Raw genomic sequence first — 24,725 nt, forward strand, 5'->3', positions numbered from 1 at the left:
TGCTGGTCCATCATAACGTGCAATTCATTCCCTCGTAAAGAGAATTTTGCCCTAAAAAACAGCTACTTCGGGCCTGATTTTTTGCCATTGTATTAATGGAGAACATTCTGGTTTTGCCATTTTATCTACTGGAAGATAAAAAGTTTGCTCTAGTAAATGCTGTCCACTCAATGCAGCATGCGATACATGATCAGTAAAAACAATCCACGTGCTTTGGGCAGGAAAATCAACACGCGTTTTACTCACTTGGGATTGATATGCATCATCAAGCTTCATCGTATCATGTAAATGCAGCATGTAATGATCATAGGCGGAACGTAATGTTTTTGTGGTTTTCGTCCATTTCAGCACCTTCGCTTTTAATTTGCTGTAGGTGGCAATTTGTGGAGCAAAACGCGCAAGAACTTGAGAGAATGGTTCGCCTAGGTTCCAAACACGTGGCTCATTATGAGGATTCACATTACAAAAAACACGTAAAATACGTAATCCATGCACGGGGCTGGCGGAAAATGAATCCACATGTAAACGGGTGTCATCTTTACGTTTGGAACTAACACGTCCATTGATTTGGGCTGGTCTAAAACTAGTACGTCCCCAGCGTAAATGAGGAATATATGAGGGTAAAGCTGCTTGGATTAAATTGTATGAAAAATCAGCATATCCTTGCATCATTTGGATAAGTTGTGCATCAAGCCCGGGTATATCCTTTTTATAGGCGTTTAAACTTTTTTTCTGAGAGTCATAGCTAATATTTTTTCGGCTGCCATCAAGTATGGTTTCTGACATTAAATTTGGGTGAATTTCAGAAAAGACATAGTTTGGAAAAAATAATACTTTTCCATGCTCTAACTGTTCAATGCTTTCTTGCTGATTGATGTGTTCAATGTCCTGTGTCAGTAAATAAGAATTCATTTTTTCGATGACCTCTGATTAGATGATTGAATGTAAGTTGGGTCATGACCCACTTACATTTTTTGCGAAATTGTGCACTGATTATTTTTTTTCTGCCAGTTTTTTCTGAGAAAACGCAGCTAATAAAAGAATAAGTCTAAAAATTTCGATTCATATCGCATATAATCTTTAGGTTAATTATTTGCCTGGGAAGCACCTATGACATATTGCCCTTGCGGAACCCCAAAAACATACGAACATTGTTGTGGTTTATATCTTGAAAAGCACCAGGTACCACAAACACCTGAGCAATTGATGCGTTCACGATATACTGCTTATAGCCTGGCTAATATTGATTACATAAAAAAAACCATGAGCGGTAAAACGCTCGTAGGCTTCAATCCCATAGAAGCTGAGCAATGGGCAAAAAGTGTTACCTGGCTGGGCTTAGAAGTTTTAAGTGCTGAACCAACTGATTCAGATACAGGCTTTGTTGAGTTTTGCGCGCGCTTTATGGAACATGGTCAAGTAAAAGTAATTCATGAGTTAAGTGAGTTTCATCAAGAAAATGGTTCCTGGTTTTATGTGGATGGGGTCAATAAAGAACCCCCTTCCAAGAGCAAGAAACAACCAATAAGCAGAAATGGCCCCTGCCCTTGTGGTAGCGGTAAAAAATATAAAAATTGTCACGCTAAATAAATTCCCGGGTTACATATTATGAATGGAAATGTTTTACTAAATGTCTTTATCTTTCTTGCTGCTGCCAGCATTATGGTGCCCATTGCCAGTCGATTTAAACTAGGTTCCGTATTAGGTTACCTTATTGTTGGGATGCTTATTGGCCCTTTCGGATTAAAACTTATTGGCAACTCCCAGCAGATCATGCACTTTGCCGAATTTGGCGTCATTATGATGTTATTTTTAATCGGCCTTGAGCTCGAACCCTCCATGTTATGGAAGCTCAGAAAACTCATTGTAGGCTTAGGTAGCCTACAAGTGGTGATTACCACTGCTGTTTTAGTAGGAGTTGGCCTCATGCTTGGTTATAACTGGCGGCCCACACTGGCAGTAAGCATGGCCCTTTCGCTTTCTTCTACAGCCCTAGTTTTGCAAATGCTACAAGAAAAAAACTTGCTCAAAACAGCGGAGGGTGAGGCGTCCTTTGCCATTCTTTTATTCCAGGACATTGCGGTAATCCCTATTTTAATTATCATCCCGTTGCTGCAATTAACTGGACATATTCAAATCAACCCGCAAGAAACCTCCTTTATGATCCAGCTGCCGAAGTGGTTACATGCGCTTATTGTTGCTGGGGTTATTGGTTCCATTATTTTAGTGGGGCATTATTTATCTAGATATTTATTTTTTATTATCGCGAAAACCAACCTACGAGAAGTGTTTACCGCTTTTTCGCTGGCCCTGGTTATTGGCATCACTTTACTTATGGAATCCATAGGTGTTTCCCCTGCGTTAGGCGCATTTATTTCTGGAGTAGTATTAGCCAACTCTCAATATAAGCATGCCATTGAAGCCGACATTCAACCTTTTAAAGGCTTATTACTTGGGCTATTTTTTATTTCTGTAGGCATGGGCATGGACTTTTCGCTCTTTTCAGACCAGGCCTGGCTTATCCTTGGCGCTGTATTGGCCTTAGTCTTAATTAAGGCAACAACGCTCAATATTTTAGGTCGCTACTTTGATTTAACTAATTTTCAAACCTTCGGCTTAGCCTTTGCTTTATCGCAAGGAAGTGAATTTGCTTTTGTACTCTTCCAATATGCAGGCTCAACCCGAGTCATAAATAACAATACTATAGATTTCTTCACCTTAGTCGTCGCCCTCTCCATGCTAACCACCCCCTTTTTAATGCTGCTGTATAATCGCATTATTTTGCCACGTTACATGAGTATGCTGCCAGAAAAAGAATACGATTCAATTAATGAAAGCAACGACATTATTCTTGCTGGTTATGGACGTTTTGGCCAAATTATCGGACGTCTACTCAATGGAGAGAAAATCAAAGTCACCGTATTAGAAAATAATGCCGAACAAGTCGAACTGTTAAGAAAATTTGGTTACATCGGCTATTTTGGAGATGCCACCCGGCTTGATTTACTTAAGAGTGCAGGAGCAGAGAACGCGAAACTATTGATTGTTACGGTGGGTAATGTCGATGCAAATCTTAGAATAGTGCAGTTAGCGAAAGAGCACTTCCCACATCTCAAAATCTATGCCAGAGCACGTAATCGTCAACATGCCTATGAATTACATAAGTTAAATGTTGATTACTTTATCAGGGAAGTTTTTGAGTCTTCGCTTAGCATGACTAAAGAGGTTATGAAATTTTTGGGGTATAAGCATGAGGATATTGTGCGAAAAGCTAAAGCTTTCAAAAAACATGATGAGGCGACTTTAATTCAATCATTTGAATTTTTTGAACAAGAAAGGGATTTAATTAACTTTGCCCGACAAGCACGCGGAGAATTAGAACGGATTTTGCATTCCAATTAGTACCAATTTGGAGCCACTACTACTAAGGGATGGAAATTTATCCTCTAATGCGGCTCCAGCTCATGCAAGCAATGGCTCCCTCCGTCAATGGGAGAAGTAAATTCTGGCTGAACTACCGGCAGTAAGCCTTGGAGTAATAGATGATCAATTTTCAAGATATTTCTTTAAAAACTTTTCTTAGCGAATATTGGCAGAAAAAACCTTTAGTGATTCGTAATGCCTTGCCCAGTTTTGTTAATCCCTTATCGCCTGATGAATTAGCCGGACTTGCCTTGGAAGAAGATGTTGAAAGTCGAATTGTTTGGGAAACACCAGAACAAAATCCTGCATGGCATCTAAAACGTGGGCCCTTTTCAGAGCAAGATTTTAATACTTTGCCTAAAAGCCACTGGACCTTATTAGTTCAAGGGGTAGATCGATTAATTCCCGAGGTGTATGCCTTGCTGGATTATTTTGACTTTCTCCCCCAATGGCGCATTGATGACATTATGATTAGCTTTGCAGCACTTAATGGCAGCGTGGGGCCACATTATGACAACTACGATGTCTTTTTATATCAAGCACAAGGATGTCGTGAATGGTTATTAACCACGAAGGAATGTAATCAGGAAAATTACCTTAAAGATCTTGAATTACGTATCATGGACCGTTTTGCTGTAGAAGAAAAAATTATCCTTGAAGAAGGCGACATGCTTTATCTGCCACCCCATGTTGGGCATTATGGTATTTCTCGTTCTGAAGCCTGTATGACCTATTCTTTTGGCTATCGCAGTTATCAAGGTCAAGAATTATGGGACAGTATTGGTGATTTCTTATCCGAAAAAGGTGCTTTCACAGATTTATATCAAGATCCAGATTGGTCGCACTTAAAAAATACCTCAGAAATCACTCAACCAGCATGGCAAAGCGCACAAAAACTCTTACAGAAATTGATCAATAATGAACAAATAATGAAATCCTGGTTTGGCTGTTTTGCTACCCGGCTGGATCAGAATGCTGAGCAGCAATTACCTATGCCCTTAGAAGAAGATGAACTGGGGGATTTGCCAAGCTTTATTCAGGAATTGCGATCCGGAGTAAATCTTATGCGTGATGCCTCGTGCCGCTTTGCCTATGTAGAGGAAAACTCCGGCCAGATACAGCAATTTTTTATTAATGGCTGCGAATGGGAGGTTAAGGAGGTAACACCAGAATTACTTAGGGAGCTGGCCAACCATCGAATGGTTAATACTAGACCCTATTTAGACCATAAACCCAATCAATCGTTTCTTTTTGATTTATGGAAATTGCAGTGGTTGCAAATAGTAGATCATTGAATTTTAATTGGTTAAATGCGCAATCCTGGAGTATAGTTAAGGTATAAGTCATAACAAGGATCGGCCATGAAAAAAATGATATTGGTGGTAGCTATGGTAGTTGCTTCTATAGCTTTGAGTAACTGTTGCGGAAATCCATGTAATGGAGTATGCGCACCTAGTGATTGTTCTGGTACTAATAGTTATACAGGAAATTGGTACTAATAAAACCGCACATTATCACAAATATGCTTTACTTTATCAAAATCAGCGCAGCCTGCTGCGCTGAAATAATCTAAAGCCTATTCTTCCACAATCTCTCTGCGCCAATTTAACCACCCTAAGTCAAAACTTAGCTTATGGCTAAACAACGTTATCAAAGCCCCTGCCAAAATAAAAACAATTCCTAAGGCACTCATAAGGCGTAACTCTTCACCCAGAAGTATTACCCCAAAAATAACAACAAATACCGGTTCTAAAACAGATAAGATAGACGCTTTTTCAGAGCTAATATAGCGCAAGCTATAGAGCATTAGTAAAATAGGAACTACGGTGGCAATAATGGCAATCCCTAACAAATGTAACCATACAGTGGTTGAGGTGGGAACTGCAAGCGTATGGTTAAAAAGGGAAACAATAAGAGCCGTTACCATGCATCCCAGGCAGACCATCAATGTGGACATATTTGGAGAAAGAGGATTTCGTTTGCTGGCAATAATGTAGCATGCATAAAAAAATGCGGACACCACCCCAAGCAGTATGCCTGACAAATTAAATGAGGAAGTACCCAGATCAACTAAAAAGCTCATGCCAATCAAAATAATTAAAATAGCTAAATAATAAACTTTCGGAATTGCTTGCTTATATACTAAAAAATTAATAAGCATAATTAATACAGGGTAGGTAAAAAAGATTACCATTGATACCCCAGAGCTTATGTATTGGCAAGCCAGGAAGTAAAGTAAGGTTGATAGGCCATAATAAACAACGCCAGTTAAAAAAGCATTTAACATGTTTTTAGCTGTATCGGTGCTCTTTTTAAGTTGTGGAAAAAGCACAATTAGAATAGCGATACTGGAAATGAAAAAACGCCAAAATAACATCGTACTTGATGACATGGTTCCATTCATCGCGCTTAATCCGAAATAACCAATAAATCCATATAAAAAGCCGGATAAAACTGCGTAAGTTGCGCCAAGGTGTTCTTTTGTCATCATGATGTAATCCAGTATAAACAGAGGAGTTTAATTGCTTGTAACCAGAGGCTACCCTCTAAGTTTCCCTAATTCGCAGCAGGCAAAAAGGTTGCTAAAATTCAGTGCCAGGTAAGCAAGCTACATTATTCAATTGTTTTTTTAGTAATTTAACATTTTTTGTTAGGATATCATATTGAAAACAAAAAATACATAGTGTATTATTTGCGCACTAAATCTTAAAGGCTGAGACTATGCTGCGTTTTTTCATCTTTATCTCCTGCTGCTTCTTCATATCAACGAATGTTTATGCCGAAAAAAATCCTTGTAAAGACCATCATTGTATCGCTGTAGTTGATGCAGGAAGTACGGGCTCCAGACTACATGTTTTCACTTATGATAAAGATAAAACCAGCACCCCAACGAATATCACAGAAGTTTGGTCCAAAAAAATAAGCCCCGGGCTTGCAACAATTGAAAAAAATCAAAACACAATTGATTCCTACATGACTATTCTCTTTGCTGGGGCACCTACGCAGCAAATGCCTGTTTATTTTTATGCTACTGCCGGAATGCGTCTAATCCCTCAAGCAAAACAGAAAGTTTATTATCAAAATATTAGAAACTGGTTTAACCAGAATGCCAATTGGCAATTAATGGATGCCAAAACAATTACCGGAGATGATGAGGCGCTCTATGATTGGCTGTCTGTAAACTATCATCTTAAAACGTTACAATCGTCCTCGACAGAATCTGTCGGCGTATTGGACATTGGCGGCGCATCCACGCAAATCGCGTTCCCTGTGCCCAGTGAAGCCACCCAACAAAAAGGGAAGTTTATTGAGTTAAATCTTTATGGGCAACACATTACCTTATTCGTACATAGTTTTCTTGGTTTAGGTCAAAATGAAATGGCCCACCAGTTACTTGATTCCTCTTCTTGCTTTTCTGAGAGCTACCCTCTTCCTAGCGGTGAATTGGGCGCTGGAAACGCGCACGAATGTGCTCAAGAAATTGAGTCATTAATCAACGGGGTGCATAAGGCAAACCAAATCATTCAACCACTTCTAAGTAGTCAACCTACGCGCTCTTGGTATGCAATAGGCGGTATTGCTAACCTTGCTGAAAGTAAGCCATTCCAATTCCCTGGAGGGCAATTAACCACTCAAGATTTCCTCCAGCAAGCAAACGATTTCGCCTGCCATCAAGCTTGGGATACTTTAAGTACTACTTATCCTGATAATGAGTATCTGGACTCCTATTGTCTCTTACCGGCTTTTTATTATGCATTAATGGTGCATGGTTATGGGTTTTCACCTACACAAACGGTGAATTATGTACCTTCTGAGCAGAACATAGATTGGACGATTGGGGTAGTATTACATCATTAACCATCATGTATCAGGAACGAGCGACAAAGAGCGGCCCAGAAATTGGTAGCGCAAACCTGGGGTTGGCCCGCGATATTCGTAATGACAGGAATTAATTTAGAAATACGACCTATATTATAGCTCTGCTAGTGAAAAGTCATTCACACATAAAATGGGGTTTTGGCCATAAAAAGTACTGATGGCATCGCGAAATCGTTTGGCTCGTTCAGAGAGCCCATACGTGCAATAATGTTTTACTTGCTCATACACGGCCTGTTTAAATGCTTCTGAATCGGATTGCTCGCCATCTAAATTATCAATACTTACGCGAAACTTGTGTCCCGCCGCTTTAGAAAGTATCCACTCTATCGCCTGAGGCTTTACTTCGACTTGCTGAAATAAGGCTTGCTGCTCTGCCGTACGCCCATCAGGGGCATACCAATAGCCAAAATCAACTTGCTTTCTACGCTCTTCTCCCGCAATTAGCCAATGTGCGCATTCATGCAATGCGCTACTAAAAAAACCATGGGCAAAGAAAATAGCATGATAACTACGCTGGTCGTCTGCAGGCAAATAAATAGGCTCATTACCACCTTTTACCAATCTGGTGTTATAATCCGCGCCAAAACAAGCGTGAAAAATGGTTATCAAATCCTCGTAGTGATGCACAAATACCTTTTCAATGGCTAAAACAAAACAATAATGCTTAATTTATACTAATATGATTAAAGAGTCATCGTTTTTTTGTGAAGTTTTATTGTGTAACTTCGCAATAAATTAAGCACATTGCACTGTTGTTTTACTGCAATTTACTTTAATTTCTGCTAAATAATGAGAAGAATATATGGTTTTTTACCAAGTAGGAAAATTTATTAATAAATTTCGTTGGCCTGTTATTATCCTATGGATAGTGCTTATTTTAGGATGCATTCCCTTTCTGCCTAAAATTATGGACCCCTTTAAAACAACTGGTTTTGTCGACTTATTCTCGGAAAGTACGCGTACCCAAAATTTCCTGAATAAAGAATTCGGCTATGATAATAATAATAAATTTATCATCATGTATCATAGTTCCAGGCTCCTGGCGACTGATGATGAATTTATATCCAAAATTAAGAAATCATTATCTGGCCTCGATGATTACCCGATTAAGCATGAAATTTTACTGCCCTATAAAAAACAACAAGTTTCCAAAGACAAACATACAGCTTATGCAGTAGTAATTCTTAAAAGCAAGAAAGCAATTAATGATGAGCAGTTAAAAGAATTTAAAGCTGCAATCAAAAAGCCTGCCAATATGACCATGCAAATTGGTGGCGAGCCCGAATTTGTAGAGCAAGTAACGCATCAAACGCAAATCGACCTTTATAAAGCTGACTTTGTGGCAACGCCCATAGCACTCATTACCTTACTTTTTGTGTTTGGTTCGGTAATTGCCGCGCTTCTTCCTTTAGTTTTAGGCGGAGGCTGTGCTCTGATTATTTTAACCAGCCTTTATTTTCTTGGTCATTATTATACGCTTTCCGTATTTACCATCAACATTGCCTTATTGTTAGGGCTTTGCTTATGCCTGGATTACTCTCTATTCTTTATTAGCCGCTTTCGCGATGAATTAAAAGGCGGTTTAAGCAGCGGCGAAGCTCTGGCAGTAACACAATCCAGTGCGGGAAAAGCCATTTTCTTTAGCGGTTTAGCCGTATTCGTTAGCTTAAGTGCCCTGTTCTTATTTCCTGTAAATATTTTGATTTCTGTTGCAGTTGGCGGTCTTATGGCTGTATTTTATGCCGTTCTTATATCGACCATATTATTACCCGCAATCCTTGCAGTTTTGAAAACAAAAATTAATCTATTACCAATTCGCTTTTTCCATAGAAAGAATGAGGACCTCAGCTATTGGAGATGGCTTGCTGAGCGAGTTGTAAAGCGGCCTTATCTTTTCTTCTTTTCGATTCTTACTTTATTACTCGTGCTAGGGTACCCATTCTTATCCGTTAAATTTGGTATTTCCGACTATCGAATTTTCCCGGAAAATTCAGCAAAACGTAGCTTTTATGATACTTATGCAGAAAAATTTAATATTGAAGAATTAAATCCTATTCAATTAGTGATAACGTCCAATAGCTCAATTTTATCACGTAGTAACTTATCTAAGATTTATAATTTGGTGGATAAGCTGAAAGATAATTCGCGAATTAAAAAAGTTACGGGTATTATCAGCAGTGATTCTGATTTAACTAAGAATCAATATTATACCCTTTATCATGACAAGCGTAGTTTATCAGACGCTCATGTAAAGCAACTATTAGCAAATACCACATTGAAGCATATCACTGTGCTCAATATAGTAAGCAAATACCCACTTAACTCGCCTGAAACTAAAAAACTTATTGAAGAGCTACATAATTTGCAACCAATTCCCGGTTTAACGATGCAATTAACAGGGACAGCCGTAAGCAATATTGATGTATTGCATAGCATTTATCGCATTTTACCTCATGCCATCTTATGGATAATGATATTTTCCTATTTGATACTTTTAGTTCTATTAAGATCATTATTCTTACCATTAAAAGCCATTTTAATGAATTTACTAAGTCTATCTGCCTCTTATGGTGCCTTAGTTTTTGTATTCCAAAAAGGCTACCTCTCAACTCTGCTTAATTTTGAACCTCAAGGCATGCTGGACGTTAGTTTATTAGTCATTATCTTTTGTGCTTTATTTGGGTTCTCCATGGACTATGAAGTATTCCTGCTCTCACGAATTAAAGAGGCTCATCAATTAACGGGCGATAATAACAAAAGTATTATTTTTGGGATTGAAAAAAGCAGTCGCATTATTACCAGTGCAGCCCTTATTGTCATCGTGATTTGCGGTTCGTTTTTGATCGCTGACGTATTGATGGTTAAAGCCTTTGGGTTAGGTATTGCCGTTGCTATTTTTATGGATGCATTTTTAATACGCAGCTTTTTAGTTCCAGCAACAATGGCTCTTTTTAAATCATGGAATTGGTATTTGCCACAGTGGCTTAATCGTTTATTACCGAGACTATAACAATAACAATGTGGGTGCAAAACATGGTTATCCAAAATACAATACCAAGTTTATTTGAGGAACAGGCGCGCAAATTTCCAGAATACGTTGCCGCCCTACAAGGAAAAAGGACGTTAACGTATAATGAATTAAATAATAGAGCAAATCAGCTTGCTCGCTATTTACAAGAAAAAGGAGTAACGGCGGATACACCTGTTGCACTGTGCCTGCCTCGCTCTTTTGATTTTCTTATCGCCATTATTGCTATTTTAAAGGCGGGTGGAGCTTATCTTCCTTTAGATGCGCATCAGCCAGAAGACCGTTTATTGTTTTTGCTGCACGACTCTAAAGCCCCGGTTTTAATCAGTAAATCGACATTTAATGATAAGTTTACTCAATATGAAGGCGATTTAATTCTGCTTGATAAAGAAGATAAACACATCAGTCAATTTGCTACAGAAAATATGCACGCCCCTCTTTCTCCTGAGCAATTAGCTTATATTATTTATACCTCAGGCTCGACGGGACTTCCCAAAGGCGTATTAATTGAGCACCGTTCAGTAATTAATTATTGCCAATGGCTTGCAGAGTATACTGGATGCCAACCCCAGCAGCGAATTGATTTCTCTTCAAGCGCAATTTTTGATATGGCAGTATCTACTTCATTAGCGCCATTATTGCTGGGACTAACCGTGGTAATTTGTCAGGACGATGTCAAAAAAAATATCGGTCATTATCTTAAATACCTAGTACAGGCGCAGATCGATATTATCAAAACAACCCCTAGTTATTTTAAAACGCTACAACATGAAACCCAAAATAACTTTATTGCGTTAAGCCATCTAAAGTCAATTATCCTAGGAGGGGAAAATTTAACCGCTGCAGAATGTAAATCCTGGCTTTCCCTCTACCCAAACCATGTATTATTTAACGAATACGGGCCTACCGAGGCAACTGTTGCAATTTCCGTCTATCGGGTAGATGCACATAATTTTTCTGACTTTGGAACCAATGTTCCTATTGGCACAACCGGGCCTGAAATCAGTTGCATTATTGTCAATGAACATGAGGTACCTGTTTCTGATGGAGAAATAGGAGAATTGTGGATTAGTGGGCTGTGTCTGGCACGAGGGTATCTCAACCAATCTAAATTAACCCAACAAAAATTTATTACTCTCTCTAATCAGGAAAGTAGACGATACTATAAAACAGGGGATTTATGTCGACGACGTTCTGATGGGGTACTCGAATATTTTGGCCGCCAAGATGATCAAGTTAAAATTCGTGGCTTTCGCATTGAGCCCGGAGAAATTGAAGCCTGCTTAAAAACCCATTCAATGATAAAAAATGTGGCCGTAGTTGCGCAAAAAAATGAACAGCACGAGTTGCGCCTGATTGCATATTATATTCTCAAAGATAATGAACCCCATTTGTCACCCAGCACGAACCAAATACGGCAATTCCTACAAAATCATGTGCCTGAATACATGATTCCGGCAGCATTCATGCGAGTGGACTCCTTACCGCTGACTGCGAATGGCAAACTTGATAAAGCAGCCTTACCTATACCTCAAATAGAGGCGAGTCAACATTATGTGGAGCCCGAAACAATCCTCGAAAAGCAATTAGTGAAAATGTGGTCTGCAGAATTAGGGGTTAAGCTAATTGGATTAAATGATAATTTTTTTGAACTAGGCGGCCACTCCTTATCCGCGGCCCGCTTAGTTTCCAAGATTAATCATCAATTACATAAAAATATTACTTTAAAGGACTTTTATAAAGCAGCCTCTATCGCGAAGTTAATACCTGTGATTAAAAATGCGAAGCAAGCAGAGCCTCATGGCCATCATTCGGAACCATACCCTGAGGCTGCGCAAATTCCTTTAACCGAATTCCAGTTTGTATTATGGATGGCAGACACCTTTGAACCCAGAGCCAAAAAGTTAAATATTGTGGCGAGAAAGCAGTTTCAGGGATCATTAGATAAAGAGGCCTTAGAATATGCATTTCAGGCCATTTTAAAGCAACATGAGGTGCTAACCTATCGAGTATTAAAACTTAGCCCTAAACAGCAAATACAAAAAAATGTTGCCTTACCTCTTCTTGTGGAAGATCTAAGCTCCTTATCAAAACAGGATGCCGAAGCAAAACTTCTCACCTCCATGGAACAATTAAGTAGCTCTCACCATTGGCCACAAGACTATCCATCAATTATCATCAAATTATTTCACTTAAAAAATGGCTTTAGTGAATTACAAATTAGTATGCCTCATATCACTTCCGATGATGCATCAATTGCTATTCTCTTTGCTGATTTATCTAAATATTATCTGCTCTACCATAATAATCCCCCATCTATAGAGACCATTGAAACCGATTTTAATTTTAAAAAATATGTTTATATGGACCAACATGTGGTTACTGCATCATTAGATGAAAACATTACATTCTGGGAACATTATTTACAGGACGCTGGATTCTTTTCATTCCCCAAACAATATGTTGTGGAGGATATGAGTGCAACAAACTATGGTTATTCAACTTATGAAAAAATACCCATCCATGTCTTGAGTAAATTGAAGCTATTTTGCAGGCAAAATCATATCAGTTTGAATAATGGGCTTTGTGCCATACTCGCGCTTGCCCTACGTAATTGCTGTCACAGCGCGCCGACTGAGGCACCGTATACCGTTATGAACATTATTAAATCAACTCGCGATAATCCCATCTATGACCATTCTTTAGGCTCATTCCTACGAATTGAGCCTATTAAAATCGACTTGGATGAGCATGCAACGGTAACTACCTTGGCTAAAGAAATATGCGCAGCAACGATTGAGACCAGTAACCATCAACATTGCTCCAACCTTATCAAGCTTGCAGGGACGCATACGTTGAGATTTAAGGGTAAAAAAATTAGAGCGGCCTTAATCAAACTATTAATGCCTGTCGCTGCAAAACTATTAAAAATTTCACCGGCTTATCATAAAATTTTACAACACTCGATTGCTCGATTAATGTTCTTTAAACGCAATACTCATTTCATTATGAATGTTAATGTTAGAAATGATTTTATTTCTAACATTGATCAGTTGGAGGAAAAACCCGAGCTTTTTGGATTAAAAACTCAACCCATCAAAAATTATCAAGAAGATCTCTTAGTAATTGATTATGTTTTTGAAGCATGCTTTTTTTATGATCATGAGCAATATCTTCATTATCTAGTGGTTTCAGCAAATTTAACTCCGGAATTCCGTAAGAAAATTACACAAGAAGCAGTGAAAATTATGGCATCACTGGTAATAGAACAAAATGTAGGGCAACCCTATCAAACCGTTACCACCTAATAAGAAACTTATAGCCTTGATATAACGCAGGATAATCAAGGCTATACATTAACGTAGATTGAATGACCTAATTTTACTTTTTAAACCTATCTCTTTTGCAGCTTTTCAATTTTTCTGATACATTACTGCAGTTCTTTTTTTCCCCTAAACTAAGGTCTCAAAAATGATACGAAAAATTTTTGCTGTGCTGATGTGTTTTTTTAGTTTATCTGTTTTTGCCTGCAACAATGCAGTCCCTACAGATAATCCTGGTTTTTGCCCTTCATTTAAAACTGCAGCAACCTGTTATTGCATCGCTTCAGGGTTGCCTGCGGGTATGTGTCAAGACATGAGAATGCTTTATGCACGGTTAATCAGTGTATTTGGATCATTACAAAAGGCATGTGAATATCAAAAATATACTTCGGTACAAGATTGTATGGATAACTGGAATTGCTACCGTTTAGGCGGTTCTGATTCTCGCGGAAGAATTTGTAGTTCTACTGGTAAAGCCTGTCAATAAATGCACTGAAACGAGTTGGGTCAATGACCCAACTTTTCACTTGATTTAGATCGGAATTTAGTAAAAAGAGTATTTCATTGTGATTAATAAAAAATCAATATTACCTCTGTTTTCGCTTTTGTTTTTTTCATTTGCTGTGTGTCACGCTAATATAAATAACCAAGTAAAACACCCCTATTACGTGGGTGCTATTGCCGGTTATGGCTCTACTACTTGGCACGCACTAATTCCTACCAATAAAAAGCAAAAAACTGCATTGCTGATGTCTACACCTGTAGATGTTCAAGAAGGTGGGGCCACTTGGGGTGCGATACTTGGGTATGAATTTACCCCCTATTTTGCAATTGAAGCAAATTACATGCGCTATCCTAATACGACTGTCTATTTTACCTCTTATAGCTTATTCAGCTATGAGCACGATGGAAAATCAAGTTTAACCACGAAAACAGACAGCATCAGCGTTTTAGGTAAAATTATGCTGCAGATCCCACATACTGAGTTTAGGGTATTTTCGAGTGCTGGAGTCGCAGCCTTATATCGTGAGGATTTGATTATTGATGATTGGCGCGCATCCCCTACTTTTGGTGTTGGCGTGAATTATAATTTTACAGACCGAATAATGGGTGAAGTGGTAGCGAACTACACTGCAGGCTTTGGAGAATCTCAATTAAGCCCAGCAGATGCTTATTATCCCTTCCTTTACTCAATTACTGCGCGTTTGGCTTATCGTTTTTAACGTCGTAGCCCTGAAATTAGCGCAGCGTAAACTGCTATCTAAGCCTAATTAGTACTCACTCCCGTATTACGCTGCCGCTAATACGGGCTTCGTTCTGCTCTTATTCGTTATCAAAAAATCCAGATTGTTCGCATATCTCTCAAATTTTGCCTATTATTAACCAAGAGATGCACACATCTCGATGTAAAAACTATCTACTATAGGTCAAAAAATGATAAAGATGTTATTAACTTCCTTAGCATATATAGTGAAAGTAGTAAGATTAGCCCTTCTATTTTTCGTTCTACTGTTAGCCATTAGCTTTGGTTCGCACTACATCGATAATCCTGGACAATATACTACCTTAATGAAAATAACTGGTTGGGTCCATCAGATAAGCCAACCTGTTCTCTCGCAAATTAAGCTAATCATTCCTTATAAATTTCATGGCATTGATTTTAGCCTTTTAATATTAGGAATTTTTTTACTACTGCTAGCCAATTTTTGTAACTCATTCAGAGATAAATGCTTGAGCATGGTTAATAATATGAAAGAAAAGAAAGCCTATTATGAATGGCGCAATCAAATCAGCCGTGTTGTATCCAAAGAAAAAATGTCAGAAATTGATAGTAAATTTGAAGAATTAAGCACCACTAAGCCAAGAGATAGAAAGCAGCTGCTGAAAGAATTTGCTGAGCTTAAAAGCAAGCTCGACAATATGGGCCAACAATTAGCATTCCTGGCAATTGATGTGGTCGATTCCACTGGTATGAAGCGAGATGAAGACAAGCATCTTGCCGCTTATGACTTTGACCGATATAACGAATTTGTTGATTTATGTCTGAAAGAAAATGGCGTGGTAAAATACACCAAAACTCCTGACGGGATTATGAGTTGTTTTCGTACTGTAGATGGAGCTGTCAGCGCAGCATTGTGTCTACTTGAGCGTATAAAAAAATTTAATTTAAATGAAAAGAAAATAAAACGCGACTTTCAGATTCGTTGTGGTATTAATGCCGGTTTTGTTTATGTAGATGAAGATACTCCGCTTGAGCAAATCAGCGACCGTGTTATTGACATTGCCGGGCATATGCAAAAATATGCCAAACCTAATTGTATTAATATTGCCGCCACGGCGATAGAGCCCTTGAAAAACCGTAATGGATTTATTGAAACAACTGATGTAATTGATGAGCAAAAAGTTTATGAATGGAAACCCAATAAGGCGTCATGATAAAAGGAATTGTAGATTAGACCGTAAACTCTAATGGCTCGGTCATAGAGGCACATAATCATTCACTGCGAAGGAGCTCCTGATAAGGCACAAAGTAATACGTGCCTTATTTAGGAGCTCCTTCGTCGTAAGCTCCTCAGGATAACGTGCCTCTTATTAGGCCCTTGGCATAACTTGAAAACGACTATTAATCTCTTGCTCAGCCAAACTTACCGATTTAACTCTAATGGATTCATTAATATTCAGTCCTTCGGCCCGAATAATAGTTACATCCTTAATCCCAACAAAATCAAAAATCACCTTTAAATAATCTTCCTGGAAATCCTTGGCTCTCATTACTTCATCGCTGGAATAATGATTGCCACGCGTTGAGATAATGGTAACTTTTTTATTACCGGCAAGCCCGATAACGCCTTGTGCTGTGTATTTAAACGTACGTCCAGCAACTAAAATACGGTCAATCCATGCTTTCAGTTGGGAAGGAAGAGTAAAATTATACATAGGGGCGGCAATGACAAGTTCATCGGCATTAATAAACTCATTTACCAACTGCTCCGAAAGCTCCAAATCTTCTTTTAAGGAGGGTGACAAGTCTGCTGGTACCTTTTGTTTGGCATTTAATAGCTCACTGGATAAATGATTAATCGGTTGTGTATTTAAATCACGATAAACTATTTCTGCTTGAGGATGCACTTGCTGCCAATGATCAAGAAATTGGCGCATAAGTTGTCGGGAAGTGGAATGATTTTCCAATATACTGCTATCAAGCGCAAGCAAGTTCATTTTTATCTCCTAATTCATATTTGGCTTCTCTATTAAGCATATAATTAAAACAATAAATGATAAGATAGCCATTTCAGGAAACATTGTTCTATAATTACAACAATTGATATTTTTAACGTAGTTCTATGCGCTCATTGACTCTTTTACCTGATCTTAATGATTTATATTTCTTCTGCTGTGTGGTTGATGAAGGCAGTTTTACTCAAGCAAGTCTTGGCCTGAAAATGACGAAATCCAAATTAAGTCGACGTATTTCAGAATTAGAGAATTATCTAGGCGTTCGTCTACTAAATCGTTCGACGCGTAAGTTAAGCTTAACTGACATTGGTCAATTGGTTTACGAATACAGTAAAGCGATGGTTAATCAGGCCAGTTTTGCGCAAGAAGCAGCAATCCAGGCACAATCTAAGCCTAAGGGACGTATTCATGTAACCTGCCCAACCTTAGTAGCTCAGTCCCACTTTAATAGGATTATTATTGAGTTTATGCGTCATTATCCAGAGGTGCGTATTAACCTTTATGCCAGTGATCGCAAAGTAGATTTAATCGAAGAAGGCTTTGATATGGCCTTAAGATTTCAAGTTAATGAATTGGAGGATTCTAATTTAATCGTGAGAAAATTAGGAGAGAGCACCCATTGTTTAGTCGCAACCCCTAAGTATTTGCAGGGATATCCGCCGTTGAATTTTCCCACGGAATTAACTCAGTTTTCCTGGCTAGGTAAAACGAAAATGGATGGAGTCAACCAGTTACAATTAACTCATACAAATGGGCAAAAAGTTAGTATTCCCTTAACTCCGCGCTTGGAAAGCAATGAATGGACGATCTTAAAACATGCCGTTTTAGAAAGCCTTGGTATTGCTTTATTGCCGCTAGAATACTGCAGCCCAGAGATTCAGGATGGAAAGTTGATTCGAATTCTAACAGAATGGTCGTTGTCGACAGCCAGCTTCTATCTTATTTACCCTTCCAAACGCGGCTTAGTACCCGCTGTACGTCATTTTATTGATTTTGTGGGAGAAGCCGTACAGCAAAGTTGTACGGCATTGAAGAATGAGAAACAATCATAACCTGGTGGCCAGCAATCAGGTTATGATTTTTAATTCTTACATTACCCTAACCTCAAAACTTGGGTTTTTCCCCCTTGCGTACTCTTGGTGGTTGGCAAGCAAGGCCTCCGACAATTTTTCTTTATGCTCAGTTCCTATTTTATTAAATAGAGTAAAGGCATGGCGCATTTGGGCTATTTTGGCTTTGGGTAGGCGCAAAGTCACTTCGTCCTCTGCTTTAAGAGGATCTTCACTTGCCTCAAGTAATTCTCGTTTAGTCATAGTACTAACGTATTTTGAAGCGCGATCATGATCAGGTAAAAACTCTTTACCTTTAGCCATACGCATCATTTTATAATATGCATTTACATCGCCATAAGTAAGCGGTACTTCAAGTACATTGTTTTGATTATAAATATCTAACTCTTCATTTCTAGGAAGAGAAGGATCATGTATTTTTGCATAATGTGGCTTCGGAGTGGTTTTGAAAGCGCGCTCAAAAATAGCAGAGCCCAGCAAAGCCAACCCTGTTGCTGCTGCCCCAAGAGCCACGGCCAGCAAACCTCCAGAAACTGTAGCATAAGAAGCCAAACTAACGATTGGTGCTAAGAATAAAAGAGGCCAATTTCCAGCTAAAAAATAACCTGTGGGGCGAATTACGTAGGTATAAGGAACCATAACACTATAATAAAATACGCTACGAGCAACAGAAAAAATCCAAAAATTACGGGATATGCGTTTGGCATTATCTTCATTAGCACTAATATAGGTAAATTGAGTGCCCTTGATGCCTGCATAATTTAATGCATGATCAGTAACTGAGTTTGGACCTTGTTTGTTTTTCGGAGGAATTACCTTTATTATTTCCCAGTCATCTTTCCAAAAACCAAAATAGGAAACCGGATCATTTCCTTGTTTTTGTACTACGACTCGAGGTTTAGAAGGCAATTTATCCCAATGATCCATTTTACTTGTAGGTTGCGCCTCATGTAATCCTGCAGGATTTAAGGCATCGACACGTGATAACTTGTAATCGCCTTGATCAATAGCAAGCAACAAACTTAAGGAACCACCAAGACTTGTCCCACAAACATGAATTGCATTTGTTTGCAGTGTCAGCCACTCCTGAAGACGCGCTCGACCGGTCTTATATAAAGAAGTTCCAACAGACTCAAAACCTCGTGCATCAGAATTAACCTGGGTTAAAAAACCTTGCCCCGCAGGATAAGTGGTGCCCATGAAGATTAAATGAGATTCTGCTTGCGAATGGAGCAAAGGCTCAAGGCCATAAGCAAAAACTCGATCCGAATCACGTTCTTCTCCGGTAGTTAACTCAATCGGTTTTACCGTATATTCTACCAGTTCCCATACACCACCAATGTATTGAGGAATCCTAATCGACTCATAGGGGGTTAAATCACTATAAGGCAGTAAAGCCAGACAATTGCTTAAATAAAGCTGTATTTGCTCAGATTGGCTTTCATTAAACTCATTACCTTCTAACTGGTTAAATAACTCTAAAAAGCCTTCTTGAAAGGCTCGGCGCATTTCCTTTAAAAATGCAGGATTACGCTCAATAAATACTGCATGGAAAACTGTGGGGGTTAATAGCTCTTTCCAAGATTCAGTCCATCCCATCATTAGCACACGTAATACATTACGGGCAATAATAGGTGCTTGCTCTAATAAAGAAAGCCCTGCTGTTGACTCAAAACCTGCCTGTTCAAAAAACTTCAAATCCAGCTCTGCTGTAAATGTATTTTCACTCAGCATGTATTAAATCCCCAGATTGGTCGAAAAAAGGTATTATTGCGCAAAACACATACTTTAGTAAAGGGTTTAAACTGTAAATTTTTTATAAAAATAAAGGGCAACTAAACCTGATTGCAAAGCAACCAGGCTGCGGCAATATTACAATTGCTCTTGTTGTAAGGCTTTCGCAACGGAGGGGCGCTCTTTTAAATGTTGCATAAATTTTTCTATGTGGGGTACAGCTGATAAATCCATTTTAAAATAATAAGCCCATCTTAAAATCACAAATAAGTAAGCATCTGGAAGCGTGAAATGATCGCCCATTAAATAGGTATTTTTTCCTAAATGCTCATTTACAAATTTCAACTTAGCCTTAATCATTGGCATATAGATGTTTTCTTTCATTTCATCAGTCAATGCTGGATTAAAAAACATACCAATAGACTTATGCAGTTCAGTTGCCACATAATTTAGCCATTCTAAAGTATGGTAGCGCTTCAAGTCCCCTAAAGGTGCTAAAACATGTTGCTCTTTGGCCGTATCTGCCAAATATTGTAGGATGACCTGGTTTTCAGTGATTACCTGGCCATTATCAAGCATGATGGCCGGAACAGCTCCTTTAGGATTAATCGACCAATAATTTTCATCATTTTTGGTTTTTTTAGCTTTTAAATCAACGTCCACATCCTGATAATTAAAATCTAATTCATTTAAAATAATTCGAACCGCCAAAGAACACGCTGATTTACTATAATAGAATTTCATCACCACTCCTTTGATTACGTTATGTTTCCCATCAAGCACATGGAGAAACCAGGAAATTTTTTAACTCAGATTCAATTTCATTAACCAATGACATAGTAGCCGATGTCCGCTTAAAAAAGAAATCCCAAATATACTTTTCTCTCAATGGCTCTAATACATCACGATTATCGAGTTTCCAATTTTGTATATTTAAAAGTAACTGATCGAGACTTATGGATTGAGTTCCAGTCAAATCATTCCCTACTCCAGTAATAAGAGTATATAACTCTTTAAGGCGACTAAACTTATCCATTGTCGCTTGAGCGTTAGGCGCAATTTGCGGTAAACGCTCCATACGATGATAAAGTTTTTTAAGAATTCTTTCTTTCTGCTCACCCAATCCAACATATGCTGAGGGTGGCACAGGAAGCACATAAAAAGGTATGGAGCTGTTTGGCTGGCCATATTCTAACTCAGTTTTATAAGGTAAATCATAAAAAAAGTATTTAGAAACAGAATTAGAAACTGGTTCATTCTGTATTGTTTCTACTAATTTAATGGCACTATGACGACATGTATTATAAAGATCTAAATTATCAACACTTGCTTTTATTTGCTCTGCCTTCGCATTCAAGCTAATCAAAGAGGGGGCAATGCTGTATTTGAGGCTAATCTGCTCCTCAGTTTCTTCATAGGGTAGATAACAGGAAAAATAATTTTCTTCCGTACTTAAGTTACTTAAAATTGCTAAATACTCTAAATATTGTTCATAGCGAATATCATAAGCTTGATAGTTGATAATGGCTTTCGATTGACCTCTTCTAAAAATTCCTTCATCCATTAATCGAGCTCGAAAGCCCCCAGAACAAATATGAAGTATTCGTCCACAGTTTTCGATGCAAGAATCATCCTTTCCATTAATGTCAAAGACCTTTCCTACCCGGCTTAGTAAATTCTCTACGGTAAACTGATGATAAACGCCAAAAAAAATAAATGAATGGATTTCAATTTTAGCAATGGCCATGAAAAAACGATCTGTTTTTTTATTTATATTAATTATAATTGAGGGCTCAGTCATAATTTTCCACAACCAAAAGATAGGATTAGGGTTTTACCACAGTTAAATTAAGAAATTATTAAATCATGTGAAGCGATACCTCAACATAACCCGTATTCCATATGCTTCTACGGGTTATGTGTTACCTCATTAAGACATACATTTTAATTCTGGATGGGACTTTATAATCAATTTATACAAGTTAAGGTTAGCGCTGAGGATTTCATCACCTAACTTAGAATCAGGATTACCTTCGCCTCCTTTACCGTTTAATGCAACTACAGTAGTTACATTATTACAAGGCTGCCAGAAATACATTGTTCTAAATCCTAAAGTACTGCCTTTATAAACCCAAAATTTTTGCTGAAGCTCTTTATCGTAATAATAACCAACACCTAATCCAAATCCAGCAGGCTCCTCGGCAGTCACTGTAGGAATAGGAAGTCCAGTTTTCATTGAAACTACAGATTTTAATTCAGCAAGCGCACGCTCTCGATGAGCGGCATCAATTAACTTTCCGTGATACAACAATTGCACCCACTGCACTACATCCTCGGTATTGGCTACAATGGCTCCCGCAGCTCCTGCCCACGAAAGGTTATTATCAAAAGTACCCTGTAGCTTTTGCGTCTTTTCATCAAAATAATAGCCATGTACCTTCTGTGAAGAAATCGCCTTTTGGATTGACTCCCCATCAGGGCCAGCAGGATAATAAGTATGGTTTAATCCATTTTTTGCATTAACAATGCGCAACTTTAATTGATTCGCAAAAGTATCTCCAGTCGCTTTTTCAATGACCATTCCTGCAAGGATATAATTCGAATTGCAGTACTCATAAAGACTTTTTCTATGCTTAGGTAGTGGTTTTTCGGGATGAGCATAGCTTAATAACTCTTCGTCAGTCCATATCCTGGACAAATTAGCTTCCATTTTTTTACTAAAGACATCATCTTCTGAATAATTAGGAATGCCACTGGTCATATTCAATAATTGCCGCAAAGTCACTTCACGCCAATTAGGATATTGAGGTAGCCATTTACCCAAATGATCCTCTAATGATAATTTGCCTTCTGCCTGTAATTGCAGCAACATTAACGCAGTGAAGGACTTCGTAATACTGCCAATATCAAATAAGCTGTCTGCATTGATGGTTTTGGAAATTGGAGGCATTCCAAAAGTGCCTTTAAATGCTGTCTTAACTTCATATTGATTAGCTTCTTGTGGTTTTGGAATCAAAACTGAGGCTTGAATCGCAGTAAATTTTTCTTTTTTACTGTATTTATTGTAATAATCATCAACCACCTTTTGCAAAGAAGCCGCCACATTAGGTGTTACGCTTGACTGAGCATAGGATACAGGCGAAAGGCATAACGTGGTTAAGCTTATTCCTAATATATATGAGTTAATCTTCAACATTTATTCATTCCTTGAGTTATGCGTGCGCTCACGTAATGACTTCAACTTAGAGGAAACTAGCCACTGTCTGGAGATGAATTCAGTACAGTGGCTACAGCAAAGTGAGAGCAATATGAACATCACCCATTAATTGGATGAGGCGCGAACCTTTAATTGTTCTAAAGCTCCTTCTAGACGACTTAGCGCTCTATCCTTGCCTAATAAAACTAAAGTCATATCAATAGAAGGTGACATGCTTGAACCAGTAACTGCAACCCGTAAAGGTTGAGCTATTTTCCCCATATTAATATCAAACTGAGCACAGGTATCATTAATGCATTCTTGTAATGCATCTTTTTGCCAATCATTTACTGCTTTAAACCGCTCATACAGTGCCAATAAAGGCTCTAAAACAACTGGGCGCAAATGCTTTTTTACTGCATCTTCATCGTATTCAATTGAATCCGTGAAGAAATACATACTAATTTCAGCCATTTCGACTAAACTCTTGCAGCGTTCCGCTTGAATTGCAACCAATTCTTTTAAATCGGGCCCCTTCGTTAAATCCACGCCAGCTTGTTCGAAATGCCAGCTTAGCGCTTTAGCCACATCTTGGGGAGAATCACTTTTTTGATAATGTTGATTTAACCAATACAACTTATCGTAGTTAAAACTAGAAACGCCTCTACTCACATTTTTTAAATCGAAACAGGAAATCATTTCATCCAAACTAAAAATTTCCTGGTCACCATGAGACCATCCAAGACGTACTAAATAGTTTAGTAAAGCATGCGGTAAAACACCTAATTCTTTAAATTGCAAAACGCTTACTGCACCATGACGTTTCGATAGCCGCTTACCATCATCACCTAAAATCATAGGTAAATGGGCAAACACCGGTACAGGAGCATTTAATGCACGAAATAAATTAATTTGTCTTGGTGTGTTATTAACATGGTCATCACCTCGAATCACATGGGTGATGTTCATATCTAAATCATCAATCACTACAGCAAAATTGTATGTAGGATGCCCATCGGAGCGCACTAGAATTAAGTCGTCTAATTCTTTATTGTCTACATGAATTTCGCCATAAACCTCATCGGTAAACGAAACTGTACCCTCTTCTGGATTTTTAAAGCGTATTACAAAAGGTTTATCGGTCTGCGGTAAATTTTTATTACGACAATGACCGTCATATCGAGGCTTTTCTTTAGCAGCTAATTGAGCTTCACGCAAAGACTCCAGCCGCTCTTTGCTGCATTCGCAACGATACGCCTTACCTTCATCTAAAAACTGTTGTGCTACTTGATTATATCGCTCATAGCGGTCCGTTTGATAAAAAGGCCCTTCATCCCAATCTAAGCCTAACCAGGTCATACCATCTAAAATAGCTTGCACGGATTCCTGAGTAGAACGTTCTCTATCCGTATCTTCAATTCTTAAGATAAATTGGCCTTTATGGCGCTTTGCATAAAGCCATGAAAATAAGGCAGTGCGCACACCGCCCACATGTAAAAATCCGGTTGGACTTGGAGCAAATCGAGTTCTAACAGTCATAATCTCTTCTGATGTTGTGGGATAAAATATTCATAAATAGCCCTAGGAGCATAGAAAACACGTCATCCTGAAGAGTTTAGGTTGAAGGAGCTACTGAACAAGACATTATGCACATTATAAGCTCTATGCTTTTATTCAGAAGATCCTGCCCTTCATTCGGGATGGCATGGCATTAACCAAATACTTTAAAAATAGCATTTTGAGTATATAATAACTGACTTTGTAGTCTGGGTGAAGCGCCTTACATAGAGACTTGAATGCCGCAAATAAGTTGTGCTACACAGAAAACAAAGGTC

At 38.4% G+C, this 24,725-nt stretch carries 19 protein-coding genes; 10 read left to right on the forward strand and 9 right to left on the reverse strand.

Features of this window, described 5'->3' with window-relative positions:
- Positions 1-51: 51 nt before the first annotated feature.
- The gene (locus tag BN3124_RS14800; protein WP_058535532.1) at positions 52-912 is read right to left on the reverse strand and encodes a Kdo hydroxylase KdoO; all 861 of its coding nucleotides are present in this window, start codon (positions 910-912) and stop codon (positions 52-54) included.
- A 198-nt stretch (positions 913-1,110) separates the two neighbouring features.
- On the opposite strand from BN3124_RS14800, the gene BN3124_RS14805 reads away from it, so the two are divergent.
- The 3 genes from BN3124_RS14805 to BN3124_RS14815 all read left to right on the forward strand — a co-directional run bounded on the left by BN3124_RS14805 (position 1,111) and on the right by BN3124_RS14815 (position 4,718).
- Positions 1,111-1,590, forward strand: coding sequence for a YchJ family protein (locus BN3124_RS14805; protein ID WP_058535533.1), 480 nt, complete (start codon positions 1,111-1,113; stop codon positions 1,588-1,590).
- 18 nt (positions 1,591-1,608) lie between these two features.
- Positions 1,609-3,402 (forward strand): monovalent cation:proton antiporter-2 (CPA2) family protein, encoded by a 1,794-nt coding sequence (locus BN3124_RS14810; RefSeq protein WP_058535534.1) that lies wholly within the window; start codon positions 1,609-1,611, stop codon positions 3,400-3,402.
- 140 nt (positions 3,403-3,542) lie between these two features.
- Positions 3,543-4,718: a JmjC domain-containing protein gene (locus BN3124_RS14815; RefSeq protein WP_058535535.1), complete on the forward strand. Its 1,176-nt coding sequence runs from the start codon at positions 3,543-3,545 to the stop codon at positions 4,716-4,718.
- A 281-nt stretch (positions 4,719-4,999) separates the two neighbouring features.
- Here the strand turns inward: BN3124_RS14815 and BN3124_RS14820 are convergent, their stop codons facing one another.
- Complete coding sequence (locus BN3124_RS14820; protein WP_149865280.1) at positions 5,000-5,914, reverse strand: DMT family transporter; 915 nt, start codon at positions 5,912-5,914, stop codon at positions 5,000-5,002.
- 230 nt (positions 5,915-6,144) lie between these two features.
- On the opposite strand from BN3124_RS14820, the gene BN3124_RS14825 reads away from it, so the two are divergent.
- Positions 6,145-7,281: an acetate and sugar kinases/Hsc70/actin family protein gene (locus BN3124_RS14825; protein ID WP_058535537.1), complete on the forward strand. Its 1,137-nt coding sequence runs from the start codon at positions 6,145-6,147 to the stop codon at positions 7,279-7,281.
- A 114-nt stretch (positions 7,282-7,395) separates the two neighbouring features.
- On the opposite strand, the gene BN3124_RS14830 is transcribed toward BN3124_RS14825, so the two are convergent.
- Complete coding sequence (locus tag BN3124_RS14830; protein WP_058535538.1) at positions 7,396-7,929, reverse strand: elongation factor P hydroxylase; 534 nt, start codon at positions 7,927-7,929, stop codon at positions 7,396-7,398.
- A 175-nt stretch (positions 7,930-8,104) separates the two neighbouring features.
- Here BN3124_RS14830 and BN3124_RS14835 point away from each other — a divergent pair, with 175 nt between their 5' ends.
- From BN3124_RS14835 to BN3124_RS14855, 5 genes are all read left to right on the forward strand, one after another.
- The gene (locus BN3124_RS14835) at positions 8,105-10,312 is read left to right on the forward strand and encodes an MMPL family transporter (protein WP_058535539.1); all 2,208 of its coding nucleotides are present in this window, start codon (positions 8,105-8,107) and stop codon (positions 10,310-10,312) included.
- Between the two features lie 23 nt (positions 10,313-10,335).
- Complete coding sequence (locus tag BN3124_RS14840) at positions 10,336-13,638, forward strand: non-ribosomal peptide synthetase (protein ID WP_058535540.1); 3,303 nt, start codon at positions 10,336-10,338, stop codon at positions 13,636-13,638.
- Positions 13,639-13,801: 163 nt separating this feature from the next.
- Positions 13,802-14,140, forward strand: coding sequence for a hypothetical protein (locus BN3124_RS14845; RefSeq protein ID WP_058535541.1), 339 nt, complete (start codon positions 13,802-13,804; stop codon positions 14,138-14,140).
- A 79-nt stretch (positions 14,141-14,219) separates the two neighbouring features.
- Positions 14,220-14,876 (forward strand): outer membrane beta-barrel protein, encoded by a 657-nt coding sequence (locus BN3124_RS14850; RefSeq protein WP_058535542.1) that lies wholly within the window; start codon positions 14,220-14,222, stop codon positions 14,874-14,876.
- Between the two features lie 526 nt (positions 14,877-15,402).
- A complete protein-coding gene (locus tag BN3124_RS14855; protein WP_230849152.1) occupies positions 15,403-16,089 on the forward strand; it encodes an adenylate/guanylate cyclase domain-containing protein in 687 nt (228 codons plus the stop codon).
- Between the two features lie 156 nt (positions 16,090-16,245).
- On the opposite strand, the gene BN3124_RS14860 is transcribed toward BN3124_RS14855, so the two are convergent.
- On the reverse strand, positions 16,246-16,872 hold the full coding sequence (locus BN3124_RS14860) for an FMN-dependent NADH-azoreductase (protein WP_058535544.1): 627 nt from the start codon (positions 16,870-16,872) through the stop codon (positions 16,246-16,248).
- Positions 16,873-16,997: 125 nt separating this feature from the next.
- Between BN3124_RS14860 and BN3124_RS14865 the strand changes: the two genes are divergently transcribed.
- On the forward strand, positions 16,998-17,942 hold the full coding sequence (locus BN3124_RS14865) for a LysR substrate-binding domain-containing protein (RefSeq protein WP_058535545.1): 945 nt from the start codon (positions 16,998-17,000) through the stop codon (positions 17,940-17,942).
- Positions 17,943-17,978: 36 nt separating this feature from the next.
- On the opposite strand, the gene BN3124_RS14870 is transcribed toward BN3124_RS14865, so the two are convergent.
- The 5 genes from BN3124_RS14870 to gltX all read right to left on the reverse strand — a co-directional run bounded on the left by BN3124_RS14870 (position 17,979) and on the right by gltX (position 24,429).
- The gene (locus BN3124_RS14870) at positions 17,979-19,694 is read right to left on the reverse strand and encodes a hypothetical protein (RefSeq protein WP_058535546.1); all 1,716 of its coding nucleotides are present in this window, start codon (positions 19,692-19,694) and stop codon (positions 17,979-17,981) included.
- A gap of 138 nt (positions 19,695-19,832) precedes the next feature.
- Positions 19,833-20,438: a glutathione transferase GstA gene (gstA, locus tag BN3124_RS14875; protein ID WP_058535547.1), complete on the reverse strand. Its 606-nt coding sequence runs from the start codon at positions 20,436-20,438 to the stop codon at positions 19,833-19,835.
- 31 nt (positions 20,439-20,469) lie between these two features.
- Positions 20,470-21,495 (reverse strand): hypothetical protein, encoded by a 1,026-nt coding sequence (locus BN3124_RS14880; protein WP_058535548.1) that lies wholly within the window; start codon positions 21,493-21,495, stop codon positions 20,470-20,472.
- Positions 21,496-21,624: 129 nt separating this feature from the next.
- On the reverse strand, positions 21,625-22,887 hold the full coding sequence (locus BN3124_RS14885) for a serine hydrolase domain-containing protein (protein ID WP_058535919.1): 1,263 nt from the start codon (positions 22,885-22,887) through the stop codon (positions 21,625-21,627).
- Positions 22,888-23,016: 129 nt separating this feature from the next.
- Complete coding sequence (gltX, locus tag BN3124_RS14890) at positions 23,017-24,429, reverse strand: glutamate--tRNA ligase (RefSeq protein ID WP_058535549.1); 1,413 nt, start codon at positions 24,427-24,429, stop codon at positions 23,017-23,019.
- Between the last annotated feature and the right edge of the window lie 296 nt (positions 24,430-24,725).

The sequence above is a fragment of the Legionella saoudiensis genome (assembly GCF_001465875.1).
GTDB lineage: Bacteria > Pseudomonadota > Gammaproteobacteria > Legionellales > Legionellaceae > Legionella > Legionella saoudiensis.